The following is a 22,829-nucleotide window of genomic DNA, read 5'->3' as shown; positions in this document are numbered from 1 at the left end:
AATGATCTTGACGTGACATGGCCTCAGGCCTGCGCGAAACCCTTGCCCTGCGCTGCCAGCTCGCCGATCAGGCGCGCGGGCTTCCATTGGTCACCCTGCTTCGTTTCGAGCTCCAGCAGGCGTGCGTGGATATCCTCCAGCCCCTGCCCGTCGGCCCAGGCCATCGGTCCGCCCTTGTCCACAGGGAAGCCGTAGCCATTGAGGTAGACCAGGTCGATATCGTGGGCTGACTCGGCAATGCCTTCCTGGAGGATCTTCGCCCCTTCGTTGACCAACGCCAGCAAGCAACGCTCAAGGATTTCCTCCGGGCCGATCACGCGACGCTGGAAACCCAGCGCGTCACTGACCCGTAGCACCAGCGCATCAACCTCGACATCATGCTCGGCCTGTCGACTTCCCGGCTCGTAGTGATAGTACCCATTGCCGCTTTTCTGGCCGAACCGTCCCAGCTCGCACAACCGGTTGTCCACCTGCACCTCGGGTGCGTCCTGGCCCTTGCCCGCCAGTTCACGGGCACGCCATTCCAGATCGATGCCAACGACGTCGTACATACGGAACGGCCCCATGGCGAAGCCAAAGCCTTGCAACGCAGCATCCACCTGATGGGGAAACGCCCCCTCCAGCAGCATCTTGCGCGCCTCCAGCACATAAGGATGAAGCATTCGGTTGCCGATGAACCCATGGCAATTGCCCGAGACGACGCTGACCTTGCCCATGCGCTTGCCCAGCACCAGCGCCGCATCCAGTACCGCGATGGAGGTTTTTTCGCCGCGAACGATTTCCAGCAACTTCATGATGTGCGCCGGGCTGAAGAAATGCAGGCCCAGGACCTGGGTTGGCCGGCGAGTGACAGCGGCGATGGCATCGATGTCCAGCGCCGACGTGTTGCTCGCCAGGATAGCCTCGGGCTTGAGCAAGCCGTCCAGCTCGCGAAAGATGGTCTGCTTGAGTTCCAGGTTTTCGTAGACGGCTTCGATCACCAGGTCCACATTGCGGATCGCCGCGTAATCATCCGCCCGTGTCACCCGGGCGATCCGCGCGTCGGCCTCGCCCTGGTCGATACGGCCCTGGCGCACGCCATGGGCATAGGTCTCGGCCACGGCGACCAGTGCCTGCTCGAGCATCTGCGGATTGTTGTCGACCCACTGCACTGCCACGCCAGCGTTGGCCAGGCACATCACGATGCCCCGGCCCATGGTACCTGCACCGACCACCGCCGCACGCTGAATATCGAAAGGTGTCTGGCTCATGTTTGCTCTCTTATTGGCGATCCGAAGACAGCCTTCACCTTAGTCAGCCGCCGAATATTTTTGAAATTTATTCGTGTGATGAAGGGCATTCAGCGGATGGATGCAGCTCACAGGTGCGCTTGAGTCCATTGGCGAACCTGCGCGTACGGATACTCTTGCAGTGCGGCATATCCGCGGATCGTCCGCGCCTTCAAGCGAGTGAACAACGGCACACTGATCCCACACAGGAAGCGGGTGAGGCGTTCGGCAGACGGCACACTGCCGCTGTGCTGCTCATGCTTGTGGATAAAGTCACCACACAGCGCCTCGAAGTTTTTATCCACAAGCGCCGGCAACGCAGGCGGCTCTGGCAGGCGCGCGACATGACCATGGCACACAGAACAGTGACCGCACTGGCGTGGCGCATTGTCGTCGCCGAAATACTGCGCCAGGCGATAACCCAAGCAATGGTCGGTGGCGAACAATTCGAGCATGGCGTGGATCCGCGCGATTTCACTGTGCTCGTGCCGGGTGAAATAGGCATGTAGCTCGGCGCTCAAGACCTGCGCATCCAAGTCCGCTTCCAGCACGCTGTACACCTCGGTCATCTGTTTGCTTTCCAGCTCGATCCAGCCCTTTTCCTGGAAATAATCCAGCGCCTTGACCACGCGATTACGCTCAGCGTGATACTGCTGGTACATCCCGTCGAAATTCACCGTGGCCCAGGTCCGGGCGCGACTGGAAGTCTGGATGATGGCCGAGACGAAGTCCCTTCGCTCGCCTTCGAAGCGCTCCAGCAGTTCATGCGGCTCAACCAGGAACTTGAAGCGGTACTCGGCGAAATAGGCATAGCGCGGCGCGATCAGCCGGCGTAGCTCCAGCTGGACCAACAACGTCTTGAGCGGCAGTTGCCGGATGTTGCTCTGGTCCGCCAGTGGTCCCAGCAAAAATTCCCATTGCCCATCGGGGGCGGCGACCTTCAGTTCGTCGAGCACGCAACGAATGCCGGCGAGCTCCGGCGTATCGCCATACACAAAATTCTCCAGCACGTTGAGACTGTCGCGATTGGCCAGCACCAGGCAATCGGAAGGCTGCCCATCCCGCCCGGCACGGCCGATCTCCTGGCTGTAGTTTTCGATGGACTTGGGCAGGTCGAAATGCACGACGTTGCGGATATCGCTCTTGTCGATGCCCATGCCAAACGCGATGGTCGCGACGATACAATTGGATCGCCCGCCCATGAAGCGCTGCTGGATGGCTTCGCGTTGTTCATGGGGCAAACCGGCGTGATAGGCCTCGGCCTCGATACCGTGCCGGCCCAGATGCTCGGCAATCTGTTCGGCGGTTCGCTGCAAGGTGACGTAGACAATGCTCGGTTGCCCGGCACGCTCGCCCAGCCATTGCACCAGCCGCGCGCGCTTGTCGGCACCCCGCACGGGCTCGACCAACAGATTGAGGTTTGGTCGGTAGAAACCGGTCGTCACCACATCAGTGGCGGCAATGGCGAATTTCGCCTGCATGTCGGCGATGACCTTGGGTGTAGCGGTGGCCGTCAGTAGCAATACCTGGGGAATGTTGAACTGATGCTGGTAATCGGGAAGCTTGAGGTAGTCAGGTCGAAAGTTATGCCCCCATTCCGAAATACAGTGAGCCTCGTCCACCACCAGCAACGAGATCGGCACCTGCTGCAGGAAATTGCGAAAACGCTCGTTCTTCAGGCGTTCCACGGAAATCATCAGGATCTTCAACCCACCCGAACGGGCCCGCGCCATGGCGTCGCTGGTTTCGTCACGGCCCTGGGCCGAATCGATACTCGCCGCCGCGATACCGTGGCGCTTGAGGAACGCCAGTTGGTCCTGCATCAGCGCCAGCAACGGCGAGACCACCACGGTCAGGTGCGGCAATAACAGGGCCGGCAATTGATAGCACAGGGACTTGCCCGAGCCCGTAGGGAAAATGGCCGCCGCCGACCGACCGGCAAGCACGGCACCGATGGCCGCCTCCTGGCCGGGACGAAACTGTGGATAACCGAAAACCTGTTCCAGGGTGCTGTGCATGCGCGGTCGCTCCTTTGACTGCTGCGATGCCCAAAGCCTAGCGGGCCAACGCAGCGAGTCGAGAAAAGGTCGGGGTCAAAAACGATACTGGATGATACAGCCTCGGCGTTCTTTGGCTTTGCCACAAAGCGATACAACCCCGGGCTCTCTGCTATCTCGTTCCCATTCAGTTTGCGGGTTAAGGTACGCGTCCAATTCAGGCGTTACATCGAGGCCAGGAGGCCTGGTGTGCAAAACTTGTTCAAGGAATGAACGATGCCCTACCCATTTCTCGCGCTATGCGCCCTGGCGATAACGTCAGCCTTCCTTCTGTCCGGTTGCCTGGCAACTCCAGGGCAACCTGGCGTGGAACCGGCCGTGTTTGAAACTCCGGAATATCACGCACAGAGAGGCTTGGCGGTGGTCAAGGCTTCGGCCTTGTATGCACGCGGCGGCACGGGCCAGGACGTAACCGTGGCGCTGATCGACTCGGGGCTCGACGCCAGCCTGGAGGAATTCGAAGGCAGGCTGAGTGATCCCGGGTTCGATTACGTCGAAAACCGTCCAGGTACGATTGACCGTGTCGGCCATGGTACGCAAATGGCCGGCATACTCGCCGCCAACAAGGACCACCAGGGCATGCATGGCATCGCGTTCAATGCCCGACTGATCCCCTTTCGCTTTGGCGATGACAACGAGCCGTTCTTCTTCGACAGCGAAATTGCCCAATCCTGGCAAAGCGGCTTCGACAAGGGTGCCCGGCTGTTCAACAACTCATGGGCCAACGCGATTCCCGCCACCGAAATAAACGAAGCGCGCTACAACCAGGTAATGCCCGACGCCCTGGCCGTTGCTCGAAAGCTGGTCGCGGACGGCGCCGTGTTTGTCTTTCCCACCGGTAACGAGCTCAAACGCGAGCCCCTGGCCGAGCCAGGACTGCCGGTCGCCTTGCCGGAACTGGAAAAAGGCTGGATCGCGGTGGTGGCGTTGAAAAACGACGGCAGCGCCATTAACGCAAAATCCAACTATTGCGGCGTCGCGGCAGCCTGGTGCATCGCGGTACCCGGTGGCGATGCGGGCGCACAGGCAGGTCTGCTGACGGTAGGCAAAGATGGGCGCTACATGCAAACCGCCGGCACCTCCCCTGCCGCCGCCCTGGTCAGTGGCGCACTGGCCGCCCTGCAAAGCCTTTATCCACAACTCGGCCCACAACAAGTGCGCGAACACCTGCTGGCGACAACCAATCGCACGGGTATCTACGCCAATAGCGAAGCCTATGGCAGAGGGCTGATGGACCTTGAGGCGGCTTCGCGGCGCGTTCCTGGGCCAATGGTTGACTGAGTCTTTGCAACGTGGTCGGAAGAAGTTGCAGAAGCAACGGGAGAGCATTCATCGTTGCGTTGAGAGAGGAGAGTCTGGTGGTCACCAGACATCCCGATAATCAAAAGATACTTGGTAGTCATACATCGACAAATCCAAAGCATGTTCGAAATGTGGCTGTAGTATCCCAGCCCACTCATCATTTACGTTAAAACCACCCACATTAATATTGTCCTCTACAGGAACCCCAAGAGCATCAAGCACCCAAGGGTCGTCGCCAAAATCTTTCGAGTACTCACGCCCCTCTCCGAGCTCAGTTTTTTTGTCATACCAACTCAACTTCAGTTTTAATCCCATACGCTCCTCACAAATATTTTTTTATATTACGATTTCGTTTAGGGGGATCAATTTGCTCGCCCGTTAAATGATCATAAGAACCTAGATGGCTCCCATCGCTTGCACGGTATGCCTCTAGCTCGCCGTGCATGAAATCCCACTCGTAAATAGTTCTCCCTTTTTTATCGATCCAGCGCTCTCGAAAGCCACCGCCGCCCTGGCGCGGCGTCTTTTGTTTGGCGATCTTTAAGTCAGAAAAGCCAGTAATTTCCTCTGTCTTCGGTGCCCTATGATAATCATGCCCCGCCTCGGGCAGGCCTTTGCGCCGAATGTTGAAAACAACATACAACGGCGAAACCCCAGAATCCGCCGGAAACACAAGAATGAAATCCTTGTACTCCGGTGGATAGATCGGGTTGACGATGATGCTGTCCGCCGCAGGCGTTGGCGGAAAAATCCAGATGTGCGGCGCCTGTGGCGCGGCCTCCAGCGCCGGGATGCCCAACGTCGCGGATGCATCGACCGCCGGCGTCCAGATCAACTCGACCCCATCGCCAAAGTCCGCCACTTGCTGCTCGCCGCGAACCTGGAACGTCACCACCGGAATCATTTCCCAGTCACGTCGCGCCTGGGTGTTGTAGCCGTACCCCTTGAGCGTGCCATCGGTCTGGGTTTCGATATGCAACCGCACCCGCGTACGTGCCTGCTCCAGGGAGCGCAGTTGCTCTTCGGTGTACAACGAACCGTCACCCAGGTTCGTGGGCATCAGCAACCCCACCAGGCCGATCAGCACACCCGCCGCCACAGGAGCGGTGACCGCGCCAGCAGCCCCGGCCGCCATACCAAGGGAAACCGGCGGCGTCCGACCCAAGGCAAACGTGCCAAAGCTTGCCGGTAACGACCCGCTGATGCTCTTAAGCTGAATGCGCCCTGACTCATCGGCTTGACGTCCACCCAACAAGGTAAACTGGCCGTAGTCCCTCAGGGCTTCAGTCGGGATGTAACCGGTCGGGTTGTGGTAGTCGATAACGGAATCAGGCAGCTTGCAGGACTTTGCAAATACGCAGCCCTTCATGTCGAAGGGTTGCTCTTCGCGCACCTGGGCCAGACGCTTGCTCATGTACGCCGCTTGCCTGGCGAGCATGTCCTCATAGGCCTGCTGATCGGCGCCTCTTTTCGCCAGTTCGCTGGGCGTCATGTCCCGCAGGATCCTGTAGCCCCGATCGCCACCGTAATGCTCCCAGACCTGCGGAACACTGCCCTTTCCTTTCGTCATGCTTCGTCCTTGCTCGGTAGCCATTACCCCATTGAAAGGGCGTGGCGAACCTTACCGGGCGACCAAAGGATTACTCAGCAGACGGTTCCGAGACTGCTGTGAGATCTTTCTTCTTTTCCAATGCGCAGCGATTTCCCCCTAAACTTTCCCTCTGTACAGACGCGCGCCAACCCCTCCGGAAACTTCGCCATGCACCTCGCCCCAGACTTCCCCGACGATCACACCATGCGCCAGCTCATGGAGTTGCTTCACGAAGAAATCGGCCTGCCTGAACGCAAGACGATTCGCCTGGAAACTGCGATCAATCTCGACTTGGGTTGCGATGGCGCGGACGCCCGTCATTTGATGGAGGCGCTGGAGGAGCGGTTCGCCCTCGAGCTGATCGATTACGACGCGTACCGCTATTTTCAGCCTGAAGGGTTTGATGTGTTTCAAAAGCGCAGGGCCAAGGGCCGTGGCAACAAGATACCGTTAACCATCGGCATGCTTTACAAGGCGATCAAGGCACAACGATGGGATACGCGGGAAGTGGAAGCAGCCTAGCTAACCGGGCGGTCTCAAGTGGCACTGCTTGGCCCGATTTCAGCAGGAATAATGGCAGCTTCCATACCATGTACGAGTAAATAGCCGGCCATAAAAAAACCGCCCATGAAGGGCGGTTTTTCATTCACCAACCAAACCTTACAACTGCGGACCTGCCGCCTTGATCGCGTCGCTCACGTCGAACTTCTTGAAGTTCTCGATGAACAGGCCGGCCAATGCCTTGGCCGCTTCGTCGTAGGCAGCTTTGTCGGCCCAGGTGTTGCGCGGGTTCAACAGGCCAGTCTCGACGCCCGGTACAGCCAGCGGCACGTCCAGGTTGATGATGTCCAGGTGTTCGGTTTCAACACCGATCAGCGCGCCGCTCTGGATCGCCGCGATCACCGCACGGGTGGTCGGGATGTTGAAGCGCTTGCCGACACCGTAGCCGCCGCCGGTCCAGCCAGTGTTGACCAGGTAGACCTTGGAGCCGAAACCACGGATGCGCTTGATCAGCAGCTCAGCGTACTCACCCGCTGGACGCGGGAAGAACGGAGCGCCGAAGCAGGTGGAGAAAGTCGACTTGATGCCGCTGCCCGAGCCCATTTCGGTCGAGCCCACCAGTGCGGTGTAGCCGGACAGGAAGTGGTAGGCGGCTTGTTCTTCGCTGAGGATCGACACAGGCGGCAGTACGCCGGTCAGGTCGCAGGTCAGGAAGATCACGGCGTTTGGCTCGCCACCGAGGTTTTTCGGCGCACGTTTTTCGATCAGCTCACGTGGGTAAGCAGCGCGGCTGTTCTGGGTCAGGCTGTCGTCGGCGTAGTCGGCTTTCTTGGTGACCGGGTCCAGGACGACGTTTTCCAGTACGGCGCCGTGCTGGATGGCCTTCCAGATCACCGGCTCGTTTTTCTCGGACAGGTCGATGCACTTGGCATAGCAGCCGCCTTCGATGTTGAAGACCACGCCCACGCCCCAACCGTGTTCATCGTCACCGATCAGGTAACGGCTTTCATCGGCGGACAGAGTGGTCTTGCCAGTGCCCGACAGGCCGAAGAACAGGGTCACATCACCCTCTTCGCCCATGTTGGCGGCGCAGTGCATCGGCAGCACGTCAACAGCCGGCAGCAGGAAGTTCTGCACGGAGAACAGGGCTTTTTTCATTTCACCGGCGTAGCGCATGCCGGCGATCAGCACTTTCTTGGCCGCGAAGTTGATGATCACGGTGCCGTCGGAGTTGGTGCCGTCGCGCTCAGGCTCGCAAACGAAGTTCGGTGCGTTGAGGATCTGCCACTCGTCCTTGCCACCGGCGTTGTACTGCTCGGGGTTGATGAACAGGCAACGGCCGAACAGGTTGTGCCAGGCGGTTTCGGTGGTCATCTTGACCGGCAGGTAGTGCGCAGGATCGGAACCTACATGCACGTGGGAGACGAAACGCTCGCGCTCGCCCAGGTAGGCTTCGACGCGGTTCCACAGGGCATCGAACTTGTCGGCCGGGAACTTGCGGTTGATCGGGCCCCAGGCGATGGCGTCCTGGGTGGTTGGCTCTTCTACGATGAAACGGTCGACTGGCGAGCGACCGGTACGATGACCGGTACGAACAACCAGAGCGCCAGTATCGGCAAGCTCGCCTTCACCGCGATTCAGGGCTTCTTTGACCAGATCATCGACACTCAGATCGGTGTACACGGCGTTATTGGCTTGCGTCATGAGATTCCCCGTCGGCCCGTGGCCGAGTGCTCCAAACGTTTTGTAGTAGGAAGTCGCGCACTACTACCCGAAAAAAGTGGGCCGGATTATGCCAGAAAAGCCCAAAAAAAGTAGGGCCCTCCGGTCAGTACGGCGTAAATCCGGCGTTTGCCAGGAGATTTACCTGCGCTGAACCGTTTTAGTGACGAGTATCTGACGGTGTGTCGACACCCGCACCGGCGAACAATTGAGCGATGTCCGCCGCGTCGAACAGGTAGCGCTCGTTGCAAAACTGGCAATCGATCTCGATGGCGCCGCCATGCTCGATCACCAGTTGCTGCGCATCTTCCAGACCCAGACTGACCAGCGCATTGCCGGAACGTTCACGGGAGCAGCTGCATTCGAAGCGCAACGGCTGGCCGTCGAACAGGCGTACCTGCTCCTCGTGATAGAGGCGATGCAGCACGGTTTCGTTGTCCAGGCCCAGCAGCTCATCGGCGCTCAGGGTGCTGGCCAGAGCGGTAATGTGCTGCCAACTGGCGTCACGTTCTTCCGGGTCGCGCAGGCGATCGGCGGGTAGTTGTTGCAGCAGCAAACCGCGAGCGCGCCGCCCGTCGGCGTAGAGCCAGAAGCGGGTATTGGTCTGCTGGGACATGACGAAGTAGTTGGTGAAACATTCAGCCAGGGTCGCGCCGTCGAGATCGACGATGCCCTGGTAACGCTTGCCATGGGTCGGGTCGACCGTCAGGGCCAGTACGCCATTGGGCATCATGTCGGCCAGGGTCGCGTCGGGCGCGATCTGCTCGGCGTGGTAACGGGCCAGGCCACGGATCTCACGTTCGCTGGAACATTCGATCATCAGCAGCGGGACCGGCCCTTCGGAACGTGCCTGGAGAATCAGCAAGCCATCGAACTTCAAGGTGCCCACCAGCAGCGCCGCAGCCGCCATCAGCTCGCCGAGCAGTTGCGCGACCGGCTCCGGATAGGGGTGCTTTGCGAGGACTTCGGCGTAGCTACGCTCCAACGCCACCAGCTCGCCACGGGCGTCGCTGTCATCGAAGATGAAACGTTGGGTGTAGTCGGTATCCGGTAAATCAGTCATAGGGTCTGGTATCTGCGGTGATGACAAATGATAGCGGGCATTTTATGGGCATTCGGGGTGGGTTCCAAGCAAGGCTTGGGCTGGCCTGACGGGAAGGCGCTGCCAACTCATCTGAAGTGTGGGCCTGACACACTGTGGCGAGGGAGCTTGCTCCCGCTGGGCTGCGCAGCGGCCCCAAAATCTTACGGTCGCTGCGCAACCGAGCGGGAGCAAGCTCCCTCGCCACGGGTACTCTGACCTCAAATGGCCAGTGCTTTATTCGCTATTGCTGCCATGAAACTTGAACAGGTCCCGGCGCTGCTTCTTGCTCGGTTTGCCATCGGTGCTGACGCCCAGGGCGCCGGCCTTGCGTTGCGCGGCGGCGGCTTCGCGCTTGGCGATGCTGGCTTCGGTTTCGCGATACAGGGCCTGTGCCTCAGGTGCGCCGCGACGCACGATCGACAGGGCCTCGACCACCACGGTCTTTTCATCGAACCCGGTGCGGATGACAAATTCGTCGCCGATACGTGGTTCCTTGCCCGGCTTGCAACGCTCTCCCCGGTGATGAACCTTGCCGCTTTCGATGGCGGTCTTGGCCAGGGCCCGCGTCTTGTAGAAGCGCGCCGCCCACAACCATTTATCGAGACGGACCTTGTCGTCCTCTGCGTTTTTTTGTGCCACTGCCATTCCTCTTTCTGCCAATAGCCCGAACTGTACTACCGTTTTTGTCGGGCGCACGAATCCGACGCGACAGATAGAATGCCCGCCAAAACCGACGCCATACGCATCCCTCGGGGCGGAATCGGTTACAAGCACAAACAAGTGCGTAGATAACTGTCGCCATTTTGTGATTATTCTGCGTGAATACCGCGATTCGCGGAGTCCACGATCCGATGTACTGATCGCAGGTTTTTTTATTGAAGACTTTTGACCATTTGACCGTTGTCGGTCTGCGCGAGTGGGTGGCGCTCCCGGATCTGGGAGTCGTGGGCCTGCGGGCAAAAATCGACACCGGTGCCAGCACTTCCAGCCTGCATGCCACCGACATCGAGCCGTTCGAGCGCGATGGCGAAAAGTGGGTTCGCTTCACTGCGCACCTCGGCACCGTGGTGCAGTTGCGCCATCGTCGCTGCGAAGCTCCGCTGGTGGCCCGCAAGACCATAAAGAGTTCCAACGGCCACGCTCAGGTCCGCTACGTGATCAGCACCACGTTGGCGCTGGGTGACCGGATCTGGCGAGTCGAATTCACCCTTGCCTGCCGAAAATCCATGCGATATCGCCTGTTACTGGGTTCCAAAGCCTTGATCGACGGCCAACTGGTGGTCAATCCGGGTACCAAATACGTTCAAGACAAGCCGGCATTCCCGGTGTCCACTACCTCTGCCACAGGTGTTGCATGAAGATCGCTGTGCTGTCGCGTAATCCGCGTCTGTATTCCACTCGTCGACTGGTTGAAGCCGGAACCGAACGAGGCCATGAAATGGTGGTGATCGATACCCTGCGCGCCTACATGAACATTGCCAGCCACAAGCCGCAGATCCATTACCGTGGCAAGCCGCTGGAAGGGTTCGATGCGGTGATCCCGCGCATCGGCGCATCGGTAACGTTCTATGGCTGCGCGGTGTTGCGCCAGTTCGAAATGATGGGCGTGTTTCCCCTCAACGAGTCGGTGGCCATCGCCCGCTCCCGGGACAAGCTGCGCTCGCTGCAGTTGCTGTCACGGCGCGGGATCGGCCTGCCGGTCACCGGTTTTGCCCACTCTCCCGACGACATCCCCGACCTGATTGCGATGGTCAACGGCGCACCGCTGGTGATCAAGGTGCTGGAAGGCACCCAGGGCATTGGCGTGGTCCTGTGTGAAACCGCAACGGCGGCGGAGTCGGTGATCGAAGCGTTCATGGGCCTGAAGCAAAACATCATGGTCCAGGAGTACATCAAGGAAGCCGGTGGCGCGGACATCCGCTGTTTCGTGGTCGGCGACAAAGTCATTGCCTCGATGAAACGCCAGGCCAAGCCCGGTGAGTTCCGCTCCAACCTGCATCGCGGTGGCAGTGCCAGCTTGATCAAGATCACCCCGGAAGAGCGCATGACCGCCCTGCGCGCGGCAAAAGTCATGGGCCTGGCGGTGGCAGGCGTGGATATCCTGCGTTCCAACCACGGACCGCTGGTGATGGAGGTCAACTCCTCGCCGGGCCTGGAAGGCATCGAGACCACCACGAGCAAGAACGTGGCGGGGATCATCATCGAGCACCTGGAAAAGAATGGCGGGCCGAACATGACCCGGACCAAGGGTAAAGGCTAAGTCAGAACAACAACTGTGGGAGCGAGCCTGCTCGCGATAGCGGTGGGTCCGTCAGCATCGATGTGACTGATATACCGCCATCGCGAGCAGGCTCGCTCCCACAGGCTCTTCCACGGGTCTCAGCCAGACTGGGATGGCTACACCGCATCCCGCGGCAGCATCAACCCCAACGGCAAGCGCACCCGCGCTTCCAGCCCGCCGCCAACGCGGTTGCGCAGTTCGACATTGCCGCCGTGCATCGAGGCGATGCGCTTGACGATGGCCAGGCCCAACCCCGTGCCCTTGCCGCCCCGGGCGCGGTCGCCGCGAGTGAAGGGGTTGAAGATGGCTTCCAGCTCCGAGGGATCGATACCAGCACCACGGTCCATGACACTCAACACCACGTAAGGCGCGCTGGTGTCACCGGAGACATAGGCCGCCACTTCAACGCCGGTGCCAGCATGGTTCAGGGCGTTGCCGATCAGGTTGTTCAGCAAACGCTTCATCGACACACGGCGCAACGGGAACGGCTGGATCGGTTCCAGGCGCAGGTGCACTTTCTCATCGTTCTGGTTATAGGGCGCGGCCACTTCCCGCACCAACTCACTGAGATCCACCTCTTCCACCGACTCGTCACGACCGTCGCGAATGAAGGCCAGGAACTGGTCGAGAATCGCGTCCATGTCCTCGATGTCGCGAACCATCTCGTCGGTCAGGTCGGTGTGCTCGCCCATCAACTCCAGCGACAACCGTAGCCGGGTCAGCGGAGTGCGCAGGTCATGGGATACGCCAGCGAGCATCAGTTCACGTTCCCGCCCGGCTTGCTCGACGTCCTCGGCCATCTGGTTGAAGGCGCGATAGACCTCGGTCATCTCGCTGGGTGTATCGCTGATGGGCAGCCGTACGCTGCGGCCCTGGCCCAGTTGGCGGGCCGCGTAGACCAGGCGTTTCAACGGTTGGTTGAGCTGGCTGACGAAGATCCAGGCCGATGCCGTCGACAACAGGCCGATGGCCAGGAACCAGCCAAGCACATTCCAGATTTTCTGGCCGCGCAGCGGATGCGGGTACAGCGGCACTTTCAGCCAGCCATCCCCCAGGCTCGGAGCCCGCACCCAAAGCGCCGGCGGCGAGTGCATGCGCAATCGCACCTCGGTATCGGCGCCCAGTTCGGCCTGCATCTGGCGTTGATAGATTTCGCTGTAGGGCCAGTGCTGCTCACCCTCCGGCACACCGGCGCCGACGACGCGGATCAGCGTCGCCGCCTCGGCTATTTTCGCTCGGTTGGTTTCATCCGCCGCCCAATAAGCCCGCAGGGTCAGGGCCACGCCGTGGCTGTACTGCCGGTCCACGAGCACGTCTTCGTTCATCAGCAGGTACACCAGCGTCAGTGCCTTGGAGAAGAGCACGACGATCAGCACCAGCCAGAGGGTGCGGGAGAAGAAGCTCTGGGGGAACCAAACGGGGGTTTTCATGAATAACCGCTACACACTTGCAGGAGCGAGCGATGCTCGCACATGACAGACCGCGAGTCGCCTGGAAGAAGACATTTCAACCCTCCAGGCCACCCGCTCCTACAAATCGCCGATCACTTGCTGGCGGCGCCATCCGGCACGAACACGTAGCCCACGCCCCAGACCGTCTGGATATACCGCGGCTTGGAAGGATCTGGCTCGATCATCCGGCGCAGGCGGGAAATCTGCACGTCGATGGAGCGCTCCAGCGCATCCCATTCACGACCACGGGCCAGGTTCATCAGCTTGTCGCGGGTCAGCGGCTGGCGGGCGTTCATCACAAGGGCCTTGAGCACGGCGAACTCACCCGTGGTGAGCATGTGCACCTCATCGCCGCGCTTGAGCTCACGAGTGGCCAGGGACAACTCATAGTCGCCGAAGGTCACGCTTTCGTCTTCGCTGCCCGGCGCGCCAGGTACCGGCGCCGACTGGCGACGCAGCACCGCCTTGACGCGGGCCATCAGCTCGTCGGGGTTGAACGGCTTGGCCAGGTAATCGTCGGCGCCCAGTTCAAGGCCCTTGATACGGCTCAGCTCGTCGCCCTTGGCGGTGAGCATGATGATCGGGATCTGGTTGTTGGCGCCACGCAGGCGGCGGCAGGCTGTCAGGCCGTCTTCACCGGGCAGCATCAGGTCGAGCACCACCAGGTTGAAAACTTCACGGGCCAGCAGTCGATCCATCTGCTCGGTGTTCGGTACGGTGCGGGCGCGGTAGCCCTTGCTGACGAAAAAACGTTCCAGCAGGCTGCTCAGCCCCGGATCGTCGTCAACGATAAGAATTTTTTCGCCTTCAGCAGTTTGTGCAGTGCTGCTCATAGGAAGCTCCTTTGATCTCGGCGCGCATTATGGCCTAGCTGCCGTTATACGCACCGTGTGCATTGTTAGCAGATTTTTCCTCTATCTCCACCAATCCGGGTATCGAGCCTACAGACCATGTCCCCCCCTCAAGGCGCAACGCTGGTTATAATGCGCGGCCTTTTGTGCCTGGGAATGTCGGATCGTGACCCCCGGAGTGCCATCTTTTCTCCTTGGCCAGGCAGCACTTTTTGAATTTCGCGGGTCAACAGGCAGCCTTTTGACCCAGGCAGCGGCGCATGCCAGGCCGCTCAACCAGTCTCGCCGAGCCCGGCTTCTGCGGTGGCGAGCCTGATTTCACAATTTGTCAGGTGGTTTTATGGACAGCATCAACAGCCGCATCGCCGAGGAACTCGGTGTACGCCCACAACAGGTCGAAGCGGCCGTCGCGCTACTCGATGAAGGCTCCACGGTGCCTTTCATCGCCCGTTACCGGAAAGAAGTGACCGGCAGCCTCGATGACACCCAATTGCGGCATCTGGAAGAGCGCTTGCGCTACCTGCGAGAACTCGACGAACGGCGTATCAGCATCCTGGCCAGCATCCAGGAGCAGGGCAAGCTGACTCCGCAACTTGAGCGCGACATCAAGCTGGCCGACACCAAGACCCGCCTCGAAGACTTGTACCTGCCCTACAAGCAAAAACGCCGCACCAAGGGCCAGATCGCCCTGGAGGCCGGACTCGGCGAGTTGGCCGACGGCCTGTTCAACGACCCGAGCCTGACCCCGGAAACCGAAGCTGCGCGCTTCGTCGATGCCGAAAAAGGCGTGGCGGACGTAAAAGCGGCGCTGGAAGGCGCCAAGTACATCCTCATGGAGCGTTTCGCCGAAGACGCCAACCTGTTGGAAAAACTGCGCAATTTCCTCAAACAGGAAGCTATCCTCAGCGCCCGGGTGATCGCCGGCAAGGAAGAGGAAGGCGCGAAGTTCCGCGACTACTTCGAACACGACGAACCGCTCAAGAGCATGCCATCACACCGTGCACTGGCGATTTTCCGGGGCCGCAACGAAGGCATTCTCAGTTCCGCACTGAAGGTCGGAGAAGAACTGCCCGGCACCATGCACCCATGTGAAGGCATGATCGGCCAGCAATTCGGCATCCAGAACCAGAACCGCGCCGCCGACAAATGGCTGGCCGAGGTGGTGCGCTGGACCTGGAAGGTCAAGCTTTACACCCACCTGGAAACCGACCTGCTGGGCGAGTTGCGCGACAACGCCGAGACCGAGGCGATCAACGTCTTCGCCCACAACCTGCACGACCTGCTGCTAGCCGCTCCGGCCGGCCCACGTGCCACCCTCGGCCTGGACCCGGGCCTGCGTACCGGTTGCAAGGTGGCGGTGGTGGACTCCACCGGCAAACTGCTGGACCACGCGACGGTTTACCCGCACGTGCCACACAACAAATGGGACCAGACCCTCGCCGTGCTCGCCGCCCTGTGCGCCAAGCATTCGGTGGACCTGATCGCCATCGGCAACGGCACCGCCAGCCGCGAGACCGACAAACTGGCCGCCGAGCTGATCAAGAAATACCCAGCCATGAAGATGACCAAAGTCATGGTCTCCGAGGCCGGCGCTTCGGTTTATTCGGCGTCGGAACTGGCCTCCAAGGAATTCCCGGACCTGGACGTCTCGATCCGTGGCGCGGTGTCCATCGCCCGACGCCTGCAGGATCCGCTGGCGGAGTTGGTGAAGATCGATCCGAAATCCATCGGTGTCGGCCAGTACCAGCACGACGTTTCCCAGTTGAAACTGGCTCGTGGCCTGGACGCCGTGGTGGAGGATTGCGTGAACGCCGTGGGCGTGGACGTGAACACCGCTTCGGTGGCGCTGTTGGCGCGTATTTCGGGCCTCAATGCCACACTGGCGCAGAACATCGTCACCCACCGTGACGAACATGGCGCGTTCAAGACCCGCGCGGCGTTGAAGAAAGTCCCGCGTCTGGGAGAAAAAACCTTCGAGCAGGCTGCCGGTTTCCTACGTGTCATGAACGGTGACAACCCGCTGGACTCTTCGGCCGTTCACCCTGAAGCCTACCCGCTGGTGCAACGCATCGCCGCCCAGACCGACCGCGACATTCGTTCGCTGATCGGCGACGCCGCGTTCCTCAAGCGCCTGGATCCGAAGAAATTCACCGACGAAACCTTCGGCCTGCCCACCGTGACCGACATCCTTCAGGAACTGGAGAAACCCGGCCGTGACCCACGTCCCGAGTTCAAGACCGCCGAGTTCCAGGACGGTGTCGAAGACCTCAAGGACCTGCAACCAGGCATGATCCTCGAAGGCGTGGTGACCAACGTCACCAACTTCGGTGCCTTCGTCGACATCGGCGTGCACCAGGACGGTCTGGTGCACATCTCGGCCCTGTCGGAGAAGTTCATCAAGGACCCGCGCGAAGCCGTGAAGGCCGGTGATGTAGTGAAAGTGAAGGTCATGGAAGTCGACATCCCGCGCAAACGCGTCGGCCTGTCGATGCGCATGAGCGACACGCCCGGCGAGAAAGTCGACGGTGCCCGCGGTGCACGCCCTGGCTCGACACCTCGTCAGTCGCAAAACACCGCGCCGCGCAAGGAAACCGCCACCGCGGCCCCGACGAACAACGCCATGGCTTCGTTGTTCGCCAACGCCAAGCAGTTGAAGAAACGCTGATGGACGTGCCGGCCGGGTTGGTGGAAAGCGCGTTTTTCAAGCTGCTCGGCTGCCGTCTGCACAGCCTGGGGGACGGGGTGGCGCAAGTCGCCCTGGGCCTCGAGCCGCCGTTGCGCAACCGTGGCAACAAGCTGCATGGCGGCGCGCTGTTCAGCCTGGTGGACATCGCCATGGGCCTGGCCTGCTCCAGCGTCCACGGCTTTGACCAGCAGAGCGCCACCATCGAATGCAAGATCAATTACATTCGCGCCGTGTCCGACGGCGAAGTGTTGTGCACCGCCCGGGTCATCCACCCCGGCCGGCGCACACTGGTGGTCGAGGCCGAGGTGATGCAAGGCGACAAGCTGGTCGCAAAAGCGCAAGGCACGTTCGCTGTCCTATAGCTCACCGTCATCGATTTGAGTTAATTTCGACGCCACGAATGCGGTATCGATACCCCTTGTGGGAGCGAGCCTGCTCGCGATAGCGGTATGTCAGTCAGCCCGATATTGACTGCTCCACCGCTATCGCGAGCAGGCTCGTTCCCACAGAGGGTTGAGGTGACTTGTCCTTGGCCGCATGAAAACCAGGCGAAAACGCCAGTTTTAACTTCACCCTTGTAGACCGTCTTGCCCACCCCCATATTGGGGCGACTGACGCGTGAAGGAATTCAACTTGAGCGACCTTTTAAACCGCCGCCTGGCCCTGCTCGGCGAGCGCGCCAACCTCTCCCTGCTCGAACAATGCCTGCACGGCATCGAGCGTGAATGCCTGCGCGTCACGGACGATGGCCACCTGGCACAGACCCCGCATCCCAAGGCCCTGGGTTCGGCACTGACCAACGAACAGATCACCACCGACTATTCCGAGTCGCTGCTGGAGTTCATCACCCCGGCCCTGGCCGACCCGGCCGATACCCTGCGCAGCCTCGACAAGATCCACCGGTTTGCCTACAGCAAACTCGGTGACGAGTACCTGTGGAGTCCTTCGATGCCGTGCCCGCTGCCGGAAGAGAAAGACATCCCGATCGCCTACTACGGCACCTCGAATATCGGTCGGCTCAAGTACGTCTACCGCAAGGGCCTGGCCCTGCGCTATGGCAAGACCATGCAATGCATTGCCGGAATCCACTACAACTTTTCCCTGCCGGAAAAGCTCTGGCCGCTGCTTCGGCAGAACGAAGCCGCCGACGTGAGCGACCGTGATTTCCAGTCTTCGTCCTACATCGCGCTGATCCGTAATTTCCGCCGCTACAGCTGGTTGCTGATGTACCTGTTCGGTGCCTCGCCGGCCCTGGACGCTGGTTTCCTGCGAGGTCGCCCGCACCAATTGGAGCAATTGGACCCGGACACCTTGTACCTGCCCTATGCCACCAGCCTGCGCATGAGCGACCTGGGTTACCAGAGCAACGCCCAGGCCGGCCTCACGCCTTGCTACAACGACCTGACGAGCTACACCGACAGCCTGCGCAAAGCGGTGGCGACACCCTACGCGCCCTACGTCGAAGTCGGCACTCACCAGAACGGCGAGTGGGTGCAGCTCAATACCAACATCCTGCAGATCGAAAACGAGTACTACTCCAACATCCGCCCCAAACGCGTGACCTACACCGGCGAGCGGCCGATCCAGGCCTTGATGGCCCGGGGTATCCAGTACGTCGAAGTGCGCTGCCTGGACATCAACCCGTTCCTGCCGATGGGCATCGACCTCACCGAATCGCGCTTCCTCGATGCGTTCCTGCTGTATTGCGGCCTCAATGACAGCCCGCAGCTGGAAAACAACGAATGCGGCAACGCCACGAGCAACTTCCTCACGGTAGTCAAGGAAGGTCGCAAGCCAGGCCTGCAATTGCAGCGACAAGGCCAAGCAGTAGACATGCAGGCCTGGGCCGTCGAACTGCTGGAAAAAATCGCCCCGCTGGCCTCGCTGCTCGACCAGAGCCACGGTGGCGACGCCCACCGCCAGGCCTTGGACGCGCAACTGGCGAAGGTCCGTGATCCGTCCCTGACACCTTCCGCCCAAGTGCTGGCCGCCATGGCCGAGCATCAGGAAAGCTTTGCCCAGTTCTCCCTGCGCCAAAGCAAGGTCCACGCCGAATTCTTCCGCGCCGAGCCGTTACCAGCCCAGGAGCAGACAGCGTTCGAAGATGCCGCCCGGGAATCCCTGGTTCAACAAACTGAACTGGAGCAGAACGAAGTGGGGGATTTCGATGTGTTCGTGGGTTCGTATCAAGCGAGCATTCTGGCGATCAGTAACTGATCCCTCTTTGATCAGGACGCTTTTTGTGGCGAGGGAGCTTGCTCCCGCTGGACTGCGAAGCAGGCCCCTTTTACGGCTGCTGCGCAGCCGAGCGGGAGCAAGCTCCCTCGCCACAAGGGTTTCCAGTGTGGCTTATAGATTTTTTCGAAAATAAGCTCATTCGAAAAAGTTATTTATTTTTGAATTCTTAGATCATTTAGTCTCCTCCAACGCCGAACATCCGGCGGCCTGTTGAGGAGCTTTCCCATGACTTTGCGTTTCCCCCTTCGCCTTCTCGCGGCCGCCTCCCTGGCCGTCACCAGTTTTTTTGCCCAGGCAGCCGACCTGACCGTTGCCTACCAGACCACCGTCGACCCGGCCAAAGTCGCCCAGGCCGATGGCGCCTATGAAAAAGCCACCCAAGCCAAGATCGACTGGCGCAAGTTCGACAACGGTGCCGATGTCATCACCGCCATCGCCTCGGGCGACGTGCAGATCGGCTACCTCGGCTCCAGCCCGTTGACCGCGGCCATCACCCGCAAGGTCCCGGTGGAAACCTTCCTCATCGCCACCCAGATCGGCGCCGCCGAGGCCTTGGTGGTTCGCGACGGTTCCGGGATCAAAACCCCACAAGACCTGATCGGCAAGAAGATCGCCGTGCCGTTCGTCTCCACCGGCCATTACAGCCTGCTCGCCGCGTTGAAGCACTGGAACATCGACCCGTCGAAAGTCACCGTCCTCAACCTCGCGCCACCGGCCATCATCGCCGCCTGGAAGCGCGGCGACATCGACGCCACCTACGTCTGGGATCCAGCCTTGGGCGTGGCCAAGGAGAACGGCAAGGTATTGATCACATCCGCGGAACTGGCCAAGTTCGGCGCACCGACCTTCGACGCCTGGATCGTGCGCAAGGACTTCGCCCAGAAGCATCCTGAAATCGTCACCGCTTTCGCCAAAGTCACCCTGGATGCCTACGCCCAGTACCGCAAGGATCCACAAGCCTGGCTGGCCGATGCGTCCAACGTCGACAAACTGGTGAAGCTCTCCGGCGCCAAGGCCAGCGACATTCCGCTATTGCTGCAAGGCAACGTCTTTCCCCTGGCGGCCGATCAGGTCGTGAGCCTCGGCGCACCAACCACCCAAGCCATCACCGACACCGCGGCGTTCCTGAAAGAACAAGGCAAGGTCGAAGCCGTGCTGCCGGACTACGCGCCTTACGTCAGCGCCAAATACATCACTCGCTGATTGGAAAAAGGGAGACACACGATGGCCTTGCTACAGCTGGAGCGCATCAGCGCACAGTACCCCGGCGCGGCGGAACCTGTGCTGGCGGATATTTCCCTGACCCTGGGGCCCCGGCAACTGCTGGTTGCCCTCGGCCCGTCCGGCAGTGGCAAGACTTCGCTGTTGAACCTGATTGCCGGGTTCGTCGAACCCAGCGCCGGGCAGATCACCCTGGACGGCGTACCGGTCAAGGGGCCGAGTGCCGAACGCGGCGTGGTGTTCCAGGACGATGCGCTGCTGCCTTGGCAGGACGTGCTGGCCAACGTTGGGTTCGGCCTGGAACTGGCCGGGGTTGCCAAGCAAAAGCGCGAAGCCCGGGCCCGGGAAATGCTTGCCCTGGTGGACCTGGCCGGTTTCGAGCAACGCCGCGTCTGGCAGCTCTCCGGCGGCCAGAAGCAGCGTGTTGGCCTGGCCCGGGCATTGGCGGCCGACCCGCGCGTGCTGTTGATGGACGAGCCTTTCGGCGCGCTGGACGCTTTCACCCGCGAGCAGATGCAGGAACTGTTACTACAAGTCTGGCAGCGCACCGCCAAGCCGGTGTTCCTGATTACCCATGACATTGAAGAGGCCGTGTTCCTCGCTACCGACTTGATCCTGTTGGCGCCAAACCCGGGGCAAGTCGTCGAGCGCCTGAGCCTGGATTTCGGCCAGCGCTACGGGGCCGGGGAGTCGGCGCGATCGATCAAGTCCGACCCGCGCTTTATCGAAACCCGCGAGCATGTACTCGCCAAGGTGTTCGCCCAACGCAGCGCCACTCGACCACAGGAGAGCGCATGATGAGCAGCTACGAAATTCCAGCCGTGGTCAGTGACGCGGCGCCCCAGCGCTCGGCCATCGGCCCGAGCCCCAACCTGAGCACACGTTGGATCAGCGGCTTGACCCTGATCGCACTGCTGGCGGTCTGGTGGGCCGTCACGGCCAGTGGCCTGATCGAACCGCTGTTCCTGCCCTCGCCGTCTGCCGTGCTGCAAAAGGGCTGGCTGCTGGCGACCAGCGGCTACATGGACTCCACCCTCTGGCAACACTTGGCCGCCAGCCTTGAACGCATCGGCCTGGGCCTGTTGTTCGCGGTACTGACAGCGGTGCCAGTGGGCATCGCCATTGGTGCCAACCGCATCGCTCGCGGCGTGCTCGATCCGTTGATCGAGTTCTACCGGCCGATTCCACCGTTGGCATATCTGCCGTTGATCGTGATCTGGTGCGGCATCGGTGAGTTGTCGAAAGTGCTGTTGATCTACCTGGCGATCTTCGCCCCGATAGCCATCGCCACCGCCACGGGTGTGCGCACCGTCGACCGGGCCAAGTTGCGCGCGGCACAATCGTTGGGCGCCACGCGGGCCCAGTTGATTCGCCATGTGATCGTGCCCAGTGCCTTGCCGGACATTCTCACCGGCATTCGCATTGGCCTGGGCGTGGGTTGGTCGACCCTGGTGGCCGCCGAGCTGATTGCCGCCACCAGTGGCCTGGGGTTCATGGTTCAGTCAGCGGCGCAGTTCCTGGTCACCGATGTGGTGGTGCTGGGGATCCTGGTGATCGCACTGATCGCCTTCGCCATGGAAATGGGCTTGCGCGCCCTGCAACGCAAACTGGTGCCGTGGCACGGCCAGACCCATTGATAGCCAATGACCACGCCGACCATTCGGCGCCCCCACTGCGAGAACACGACAATGAGCCGCCCGACCATTACTCCTTTGAGCATCGCCCTCGGCGCGCAGATCAGCGGGATCGACATCAGCCAGCCCTTGAGCCCGGAACATCGCGACGTCATCGAGCAGGCCCTGCTTGAGCATCAGGTGCTGTTCTTTCGCGACCAGCCCATCGAGCCGACGCAGCAAGCGCGATTCGCCGGATATTTTGGCGATCTGCACATTCATCCGATCTACCCCAACGTACCGGAGCAGCCGCAAGTCCTGGTGCTCGACACTGCCGTCACCGATGTTCGCGACAACGCCGTGTGGCACACCGACGTAACCTTTCTCCCGACGCCCGCGATGGGCGCGGTGCTCAGCGCCAAACTGCTGCCGGCGTTTGGCGGCGATACGTTGTGGGCCAGTGGCATCGCGGCTTACGAAGCCTTGTCGGCGCCGTTGAAGCGCTTACTGGAAGGCCTGACGGCGACCCACGACTTCACCCGCTCGTTTCCCTTGGAGCGTTTTGGCAACAGCGCCGAAGACCTGGCGCGCTGGGAAGAAGCACGGCGGAAAAACCCGCCGCTGTCCCATCCGGTGATCCGCACCCACCCGGTGAGTGGGCGTCGGTCGCTGTTCGTCAATGAAGGCTTCACGACAAGGATCAACGAGCTATCGGAAAGCGAAAGCGAGGTGATCCTGAAACTGCTGTTCGCCCACGCCACCCGCCCGGAATTCACCCTGCGCTGGCGTTGGCAGGTCAACGATGTGGCGTTCTGGGACAACCGCGTCACCCAGCATTTCGCCGTGGACGACTATCGCCCGGCCCGGCGGGTGATGCACCGGGCGACGGTGTTGGGGGATGTGCCGTTTTTCAGGTGAGGCACTGAATCTGAATTGCTCTTGTGGCGAGGGGATTTATCCCCG

Annotated in this window: 20 protein-coding genes; 11 read left to right on the top strand and 9 right to left on the bottom strand. The window is 60.9% G+C overall.

Annotated elements, in window-relative coordinates:
- Positions 1–23: 23 nt before the first annotated feature.
- Both PBDP_RS01650 and PBDP_RS01645 read right to left on the bottom strand, forming a co-directional pair.
- On the bottom strand, positions 24–1,250 hold the full coding sequence (locus tag PBDP_RS01650) for a 3-hydroxyacyl-CoA dehydrogenase (protein WP_212801735.1): 1,227 nt from the start codon (positions 1,248–1,250) through the stop codon (positions 24–26).
- 107 nt (positions 1,251–1,357) lie between these two features.
- Entirely contained in the window at positions 1,358–3,286 is a 1,929-nt protein-coding gene (locus PBDP_RS01645; RefSeq protein WP_212801734.1) for a RecQ family ATP-dependent DNA helicase, read from the bottom strand.
- Between the two features lie 255 nt (positions 3,287–3,541).
- On the opposite strand from PBDP_RS01645, the gene PBDP_RS01640 reads away from it, so the two are divergent.
- Complete coding sequence (locus PBDP_RS01640; protein ID WP_116833944.1) at positions 3,542–4,606, top strand: S8 family peptidase; 1,065 nt, start codon at positions 3,542–3,544, stop codon at positions 4,604–4,606.
- 81 nt (positions 4,607–4,687) lie between these two features.
- Here PBDP_RS01640 and PBDP_RS01635 read toward each other — a convergent pair whose 3' ends face one another.
- Together PBDP_RS01635 and PBDP_RS01630 are read right to left on the bottom strand one after the other, a co-directional pair.
- Entirely contained in the window at positions 4,688–4,942 is a 255-nt protein-coding gene (locus PBDP_RS01635) for a colicin E3-like toxin immunity protein (protein ID WP_116833943.1), read from the bottom strand.
- 7 nt (positions 4,943–4,949) lie between these two features.
- On the bottom strand, positions 4,950–6,197 hold the full coding sequence (locus PBDP_RS01630) for a colicin E3/pyocin S6 family cytotoxin (RefSeq protein ID WP_212801733.1): 1,248 nt from the start codon (positions 6,195–6,197) through the stop codon (positions 4,950–4,952).
- A gap of 189 nt (positions 6,198–6,386) precedes the next feature.
- On the opposite strand from PBDP_RS01630, the gene PBDP_RS01625 reads away from it, so the two are divergent.
- Positions 6,387–6,740 (top strand): DUF1493 family protein, encoded by a 354-nt coding sequence (locus PBDP_RS01625; protein WP_109751924.1) that lies wholly within the window; start codon positions 6,387–6,389, stop codon positions 6,738–6,740.
- A gap of 138 nt (positions 6,741–6,878) precedes the next feature.
- Here PBDP_RS01625 and PBDP_RS01620 read toward each other — a convergent pair whose 3' ends face one another.
- The 3 genes from PBDP_RS01620 to PBDP_RS01610 form a co-directional block, all read right to left on the bottom strand.
- Positions 6,879–8,423, bottom strand: a complete 1,545-nt coding sequence (locus PBDP_RS01620; protein ID WP_109751923.1) for a phosphoenolpyruvate carboxykinase — start codon at positions 8,421–8,423, stop codon at positions 6,879–6,881.
- 178 nt (positions 8,424–8,601) lie between these two features.
- Positions 8,602–9,504 carry an Hsp33 family molecular chaperone HslO gene (hslO, locus tag PBDP_RS01615; protein ID WP_116833941.1) on the bottom strand — a complete coding sequence of 301 codons (903 nt, stop codon included), beginning with the start codon at positions 9,502–9,504 and terminating at the stop codon, positions 8,602–8,604.
- 255 nt (positions 9,505–9,759) lie between these two features.
- Positions 9,760–10,164, bottom strand: coding sequence for an RNA-binding S4 domain-containing protein (locus tag PBDP_RS01610; RefSeq protein ID WP_109752348.1), 405 nt, complete (start codon positions 10,162–10,164; stop codon positions 9,760–9,762).
- A gap of 236 nt (positions 10,165–10,400) precedes the next feature.
- Between PBDP_RS01610 and rimB the strand changes: the two genes are divergently transcribed.
- Positions 10,401–10,883, top strand: a complete 483-nt coding sequence (rimB, locus tag PBDP_RS01605) for a retropepsin-like aspartic endopeptidase RimB (protein WP_109751921.1) — start codon at positions 10,401–10,403, stop codon at positions 10,881–10,883.
- The gene (rimK, locus tag PBDP_RS01600) at positions 10,880–11,785 is read left to right on the top strand and encodes a 30S ribosomal protein S6--L-glutamate ligase (RefSeq protein WP_003196697.1); all 906 of its coding nucleotides are present in this window, start codon (positions 10,880–10,882) and stop codon (positions 11,783–11,785) included. The genes rimB and rimK overlap by 4 nt, the downstream gene beginning before the upstream one ends.
- Positions 11,786–11,922: 137 nt before the next feature.
- Here the strand turns inward: rimK and PBDP_RS01595 are convergent, their stop codons facing one another.
- Both PBDP_RS01595 and ompR read right to left on the bottom strand, forming a co-directional pair.
- Positions 11,923–13,236 carry an ATP-binding protein gene (locus tag PBDP_RS01595; RefSeq protein ID WP_003196694.1) on the bottom strand — a complete coding sequence of 438 codons (1,314 nt, stop codon included), beginning with the start codon at positions 13,234–13,236 and terminating at the stop codon, positions 11,923–11,925.
- A gap of 113 nt (positions 13,237–13,349) precedes the next feature.
- Positions 13,350–14,090: an osmolarity response regulator transcription factor OmpR gene (gene ompR, locus PBDP_RS01590; protein ID WP_003196691.1), complete on the bottom strand. Its 741-nt coding sequence runs from the start codon at positions 14,088–14,090 to the stop codon at positions 13,350–13,352.
- Positions 14,091–14,448: 358 nt separating this feature from the next.
- Between ompR and PBDP_RS01585 the strand changes: the two genes are divergently transcribed.
- From PBDP_RS01585 to tauD, 7 genes are all read left to right on the top strand, one after another.
- Entirely contained in the window at positions 14,449–16,773 is a 2,325-nt protein-coding gene (locus PBDP_RS01585) for a Tex family protein (RefSeq protein WP_116833940.1), read from the top strand.
- Entirely contained in the window at positions 16,773–17,156 is a 384-nt protein-coding gene (locus PBDP_RS01580) for a PaaI family thioesterase (RefSeq protein WP_109751919.1), read from the top strand. The genes PBDP_RS01585 and PBDP_RS01580 overlap by 1 nt, the downstream gene beginning before the upstream one ends.
- Positions 17,157–17,427: 271 nt before the next feature.
- Positions 17,428–19,011 carry a glutamate--cysteine ligase gene (gshA, locus tag PBDP_RS01575; RefSeq protein ID WP_109751918.1) on the top strand — a complete coding sequence of 528 codons (1,584 nt, stop codon included), beginning with the start codon at positions 17,428–17,430 and terminating at the stop codon, positions 19,009–19,011.
- 246 nt (positions 19,012–19,257) lie between these two features.
- Positions 19,258–20,235: a taurine ABC transporter substrate-binding protein gene (gene tauA / locus PBDP_RS01570; RefSeq protein ID WP_116833939.1), complete on the top strand. Its 978-nt coding sequence runs from the start codon at positions 19,258–19,260 to the stop codon at positions 20,233–20,235.
- Between the two features lie 21 nt (positions 20,236–20,256).
- Positions 20,257–21,051 (top strand): taurine ABC transporter ATP-binding subunit, encoded by a 795-nt coding sequence (gene tauB, locus PBDP_RS01565; RefSeq protein WP_109751916.1) that lies wholly within the window; start codon positions 20,257–20,259, stop codon positions 21,049–21,051.
- Positions 21,051–21,890 carry a taurine ABC transporter permease TauC gene (gene tauC / locus PBDP_RS01560; protein ID WP_109751915.1) on the top strand — a complete coding sequence of 280 codons (840 nt, stop codon included), beginning with the start codon at positions 21,051–21,053 and terminating at the stop codon, positions 21,888–21,890. Before tauB ends, tauC begins: the two co-directional genes overlap by 1 nt.
- Before the next feature lie 51 nt (positions 21,891–21,941).
- The gene (gene tauD / locus PBDP_RS01555) at positions 21,942–22,784 is read left to right on the top strand and encodes a taurine dioxygenase (RefSeq protein ID WP_212801732.1); all 843 of its coding nucleotides are present in this window, start codon (positions 21,942–21,944) and stop codon (positions 22,782–22,784) included.
- The last annotated feature ends 45 nt before the right edge of the window (positions 22,785–22,829 follow it).

It is taken from the genome of Pseudomonas sp. St290, assembly GCF_018325805.1.
Classification (GTDB): domain Bacteria; phylum Pseudomonadota; class Gammaproteobacteria; order Pseudomonadales; family Pseudomonadaceae; genus Aquipseudomonas; species Aquipseudomonas bijieensis.
The sequence above is the reverse complement of the archived record's forward strand: the minus strand, read 5'-3'. Positions and strand labels throughout refer to the sequence as shown.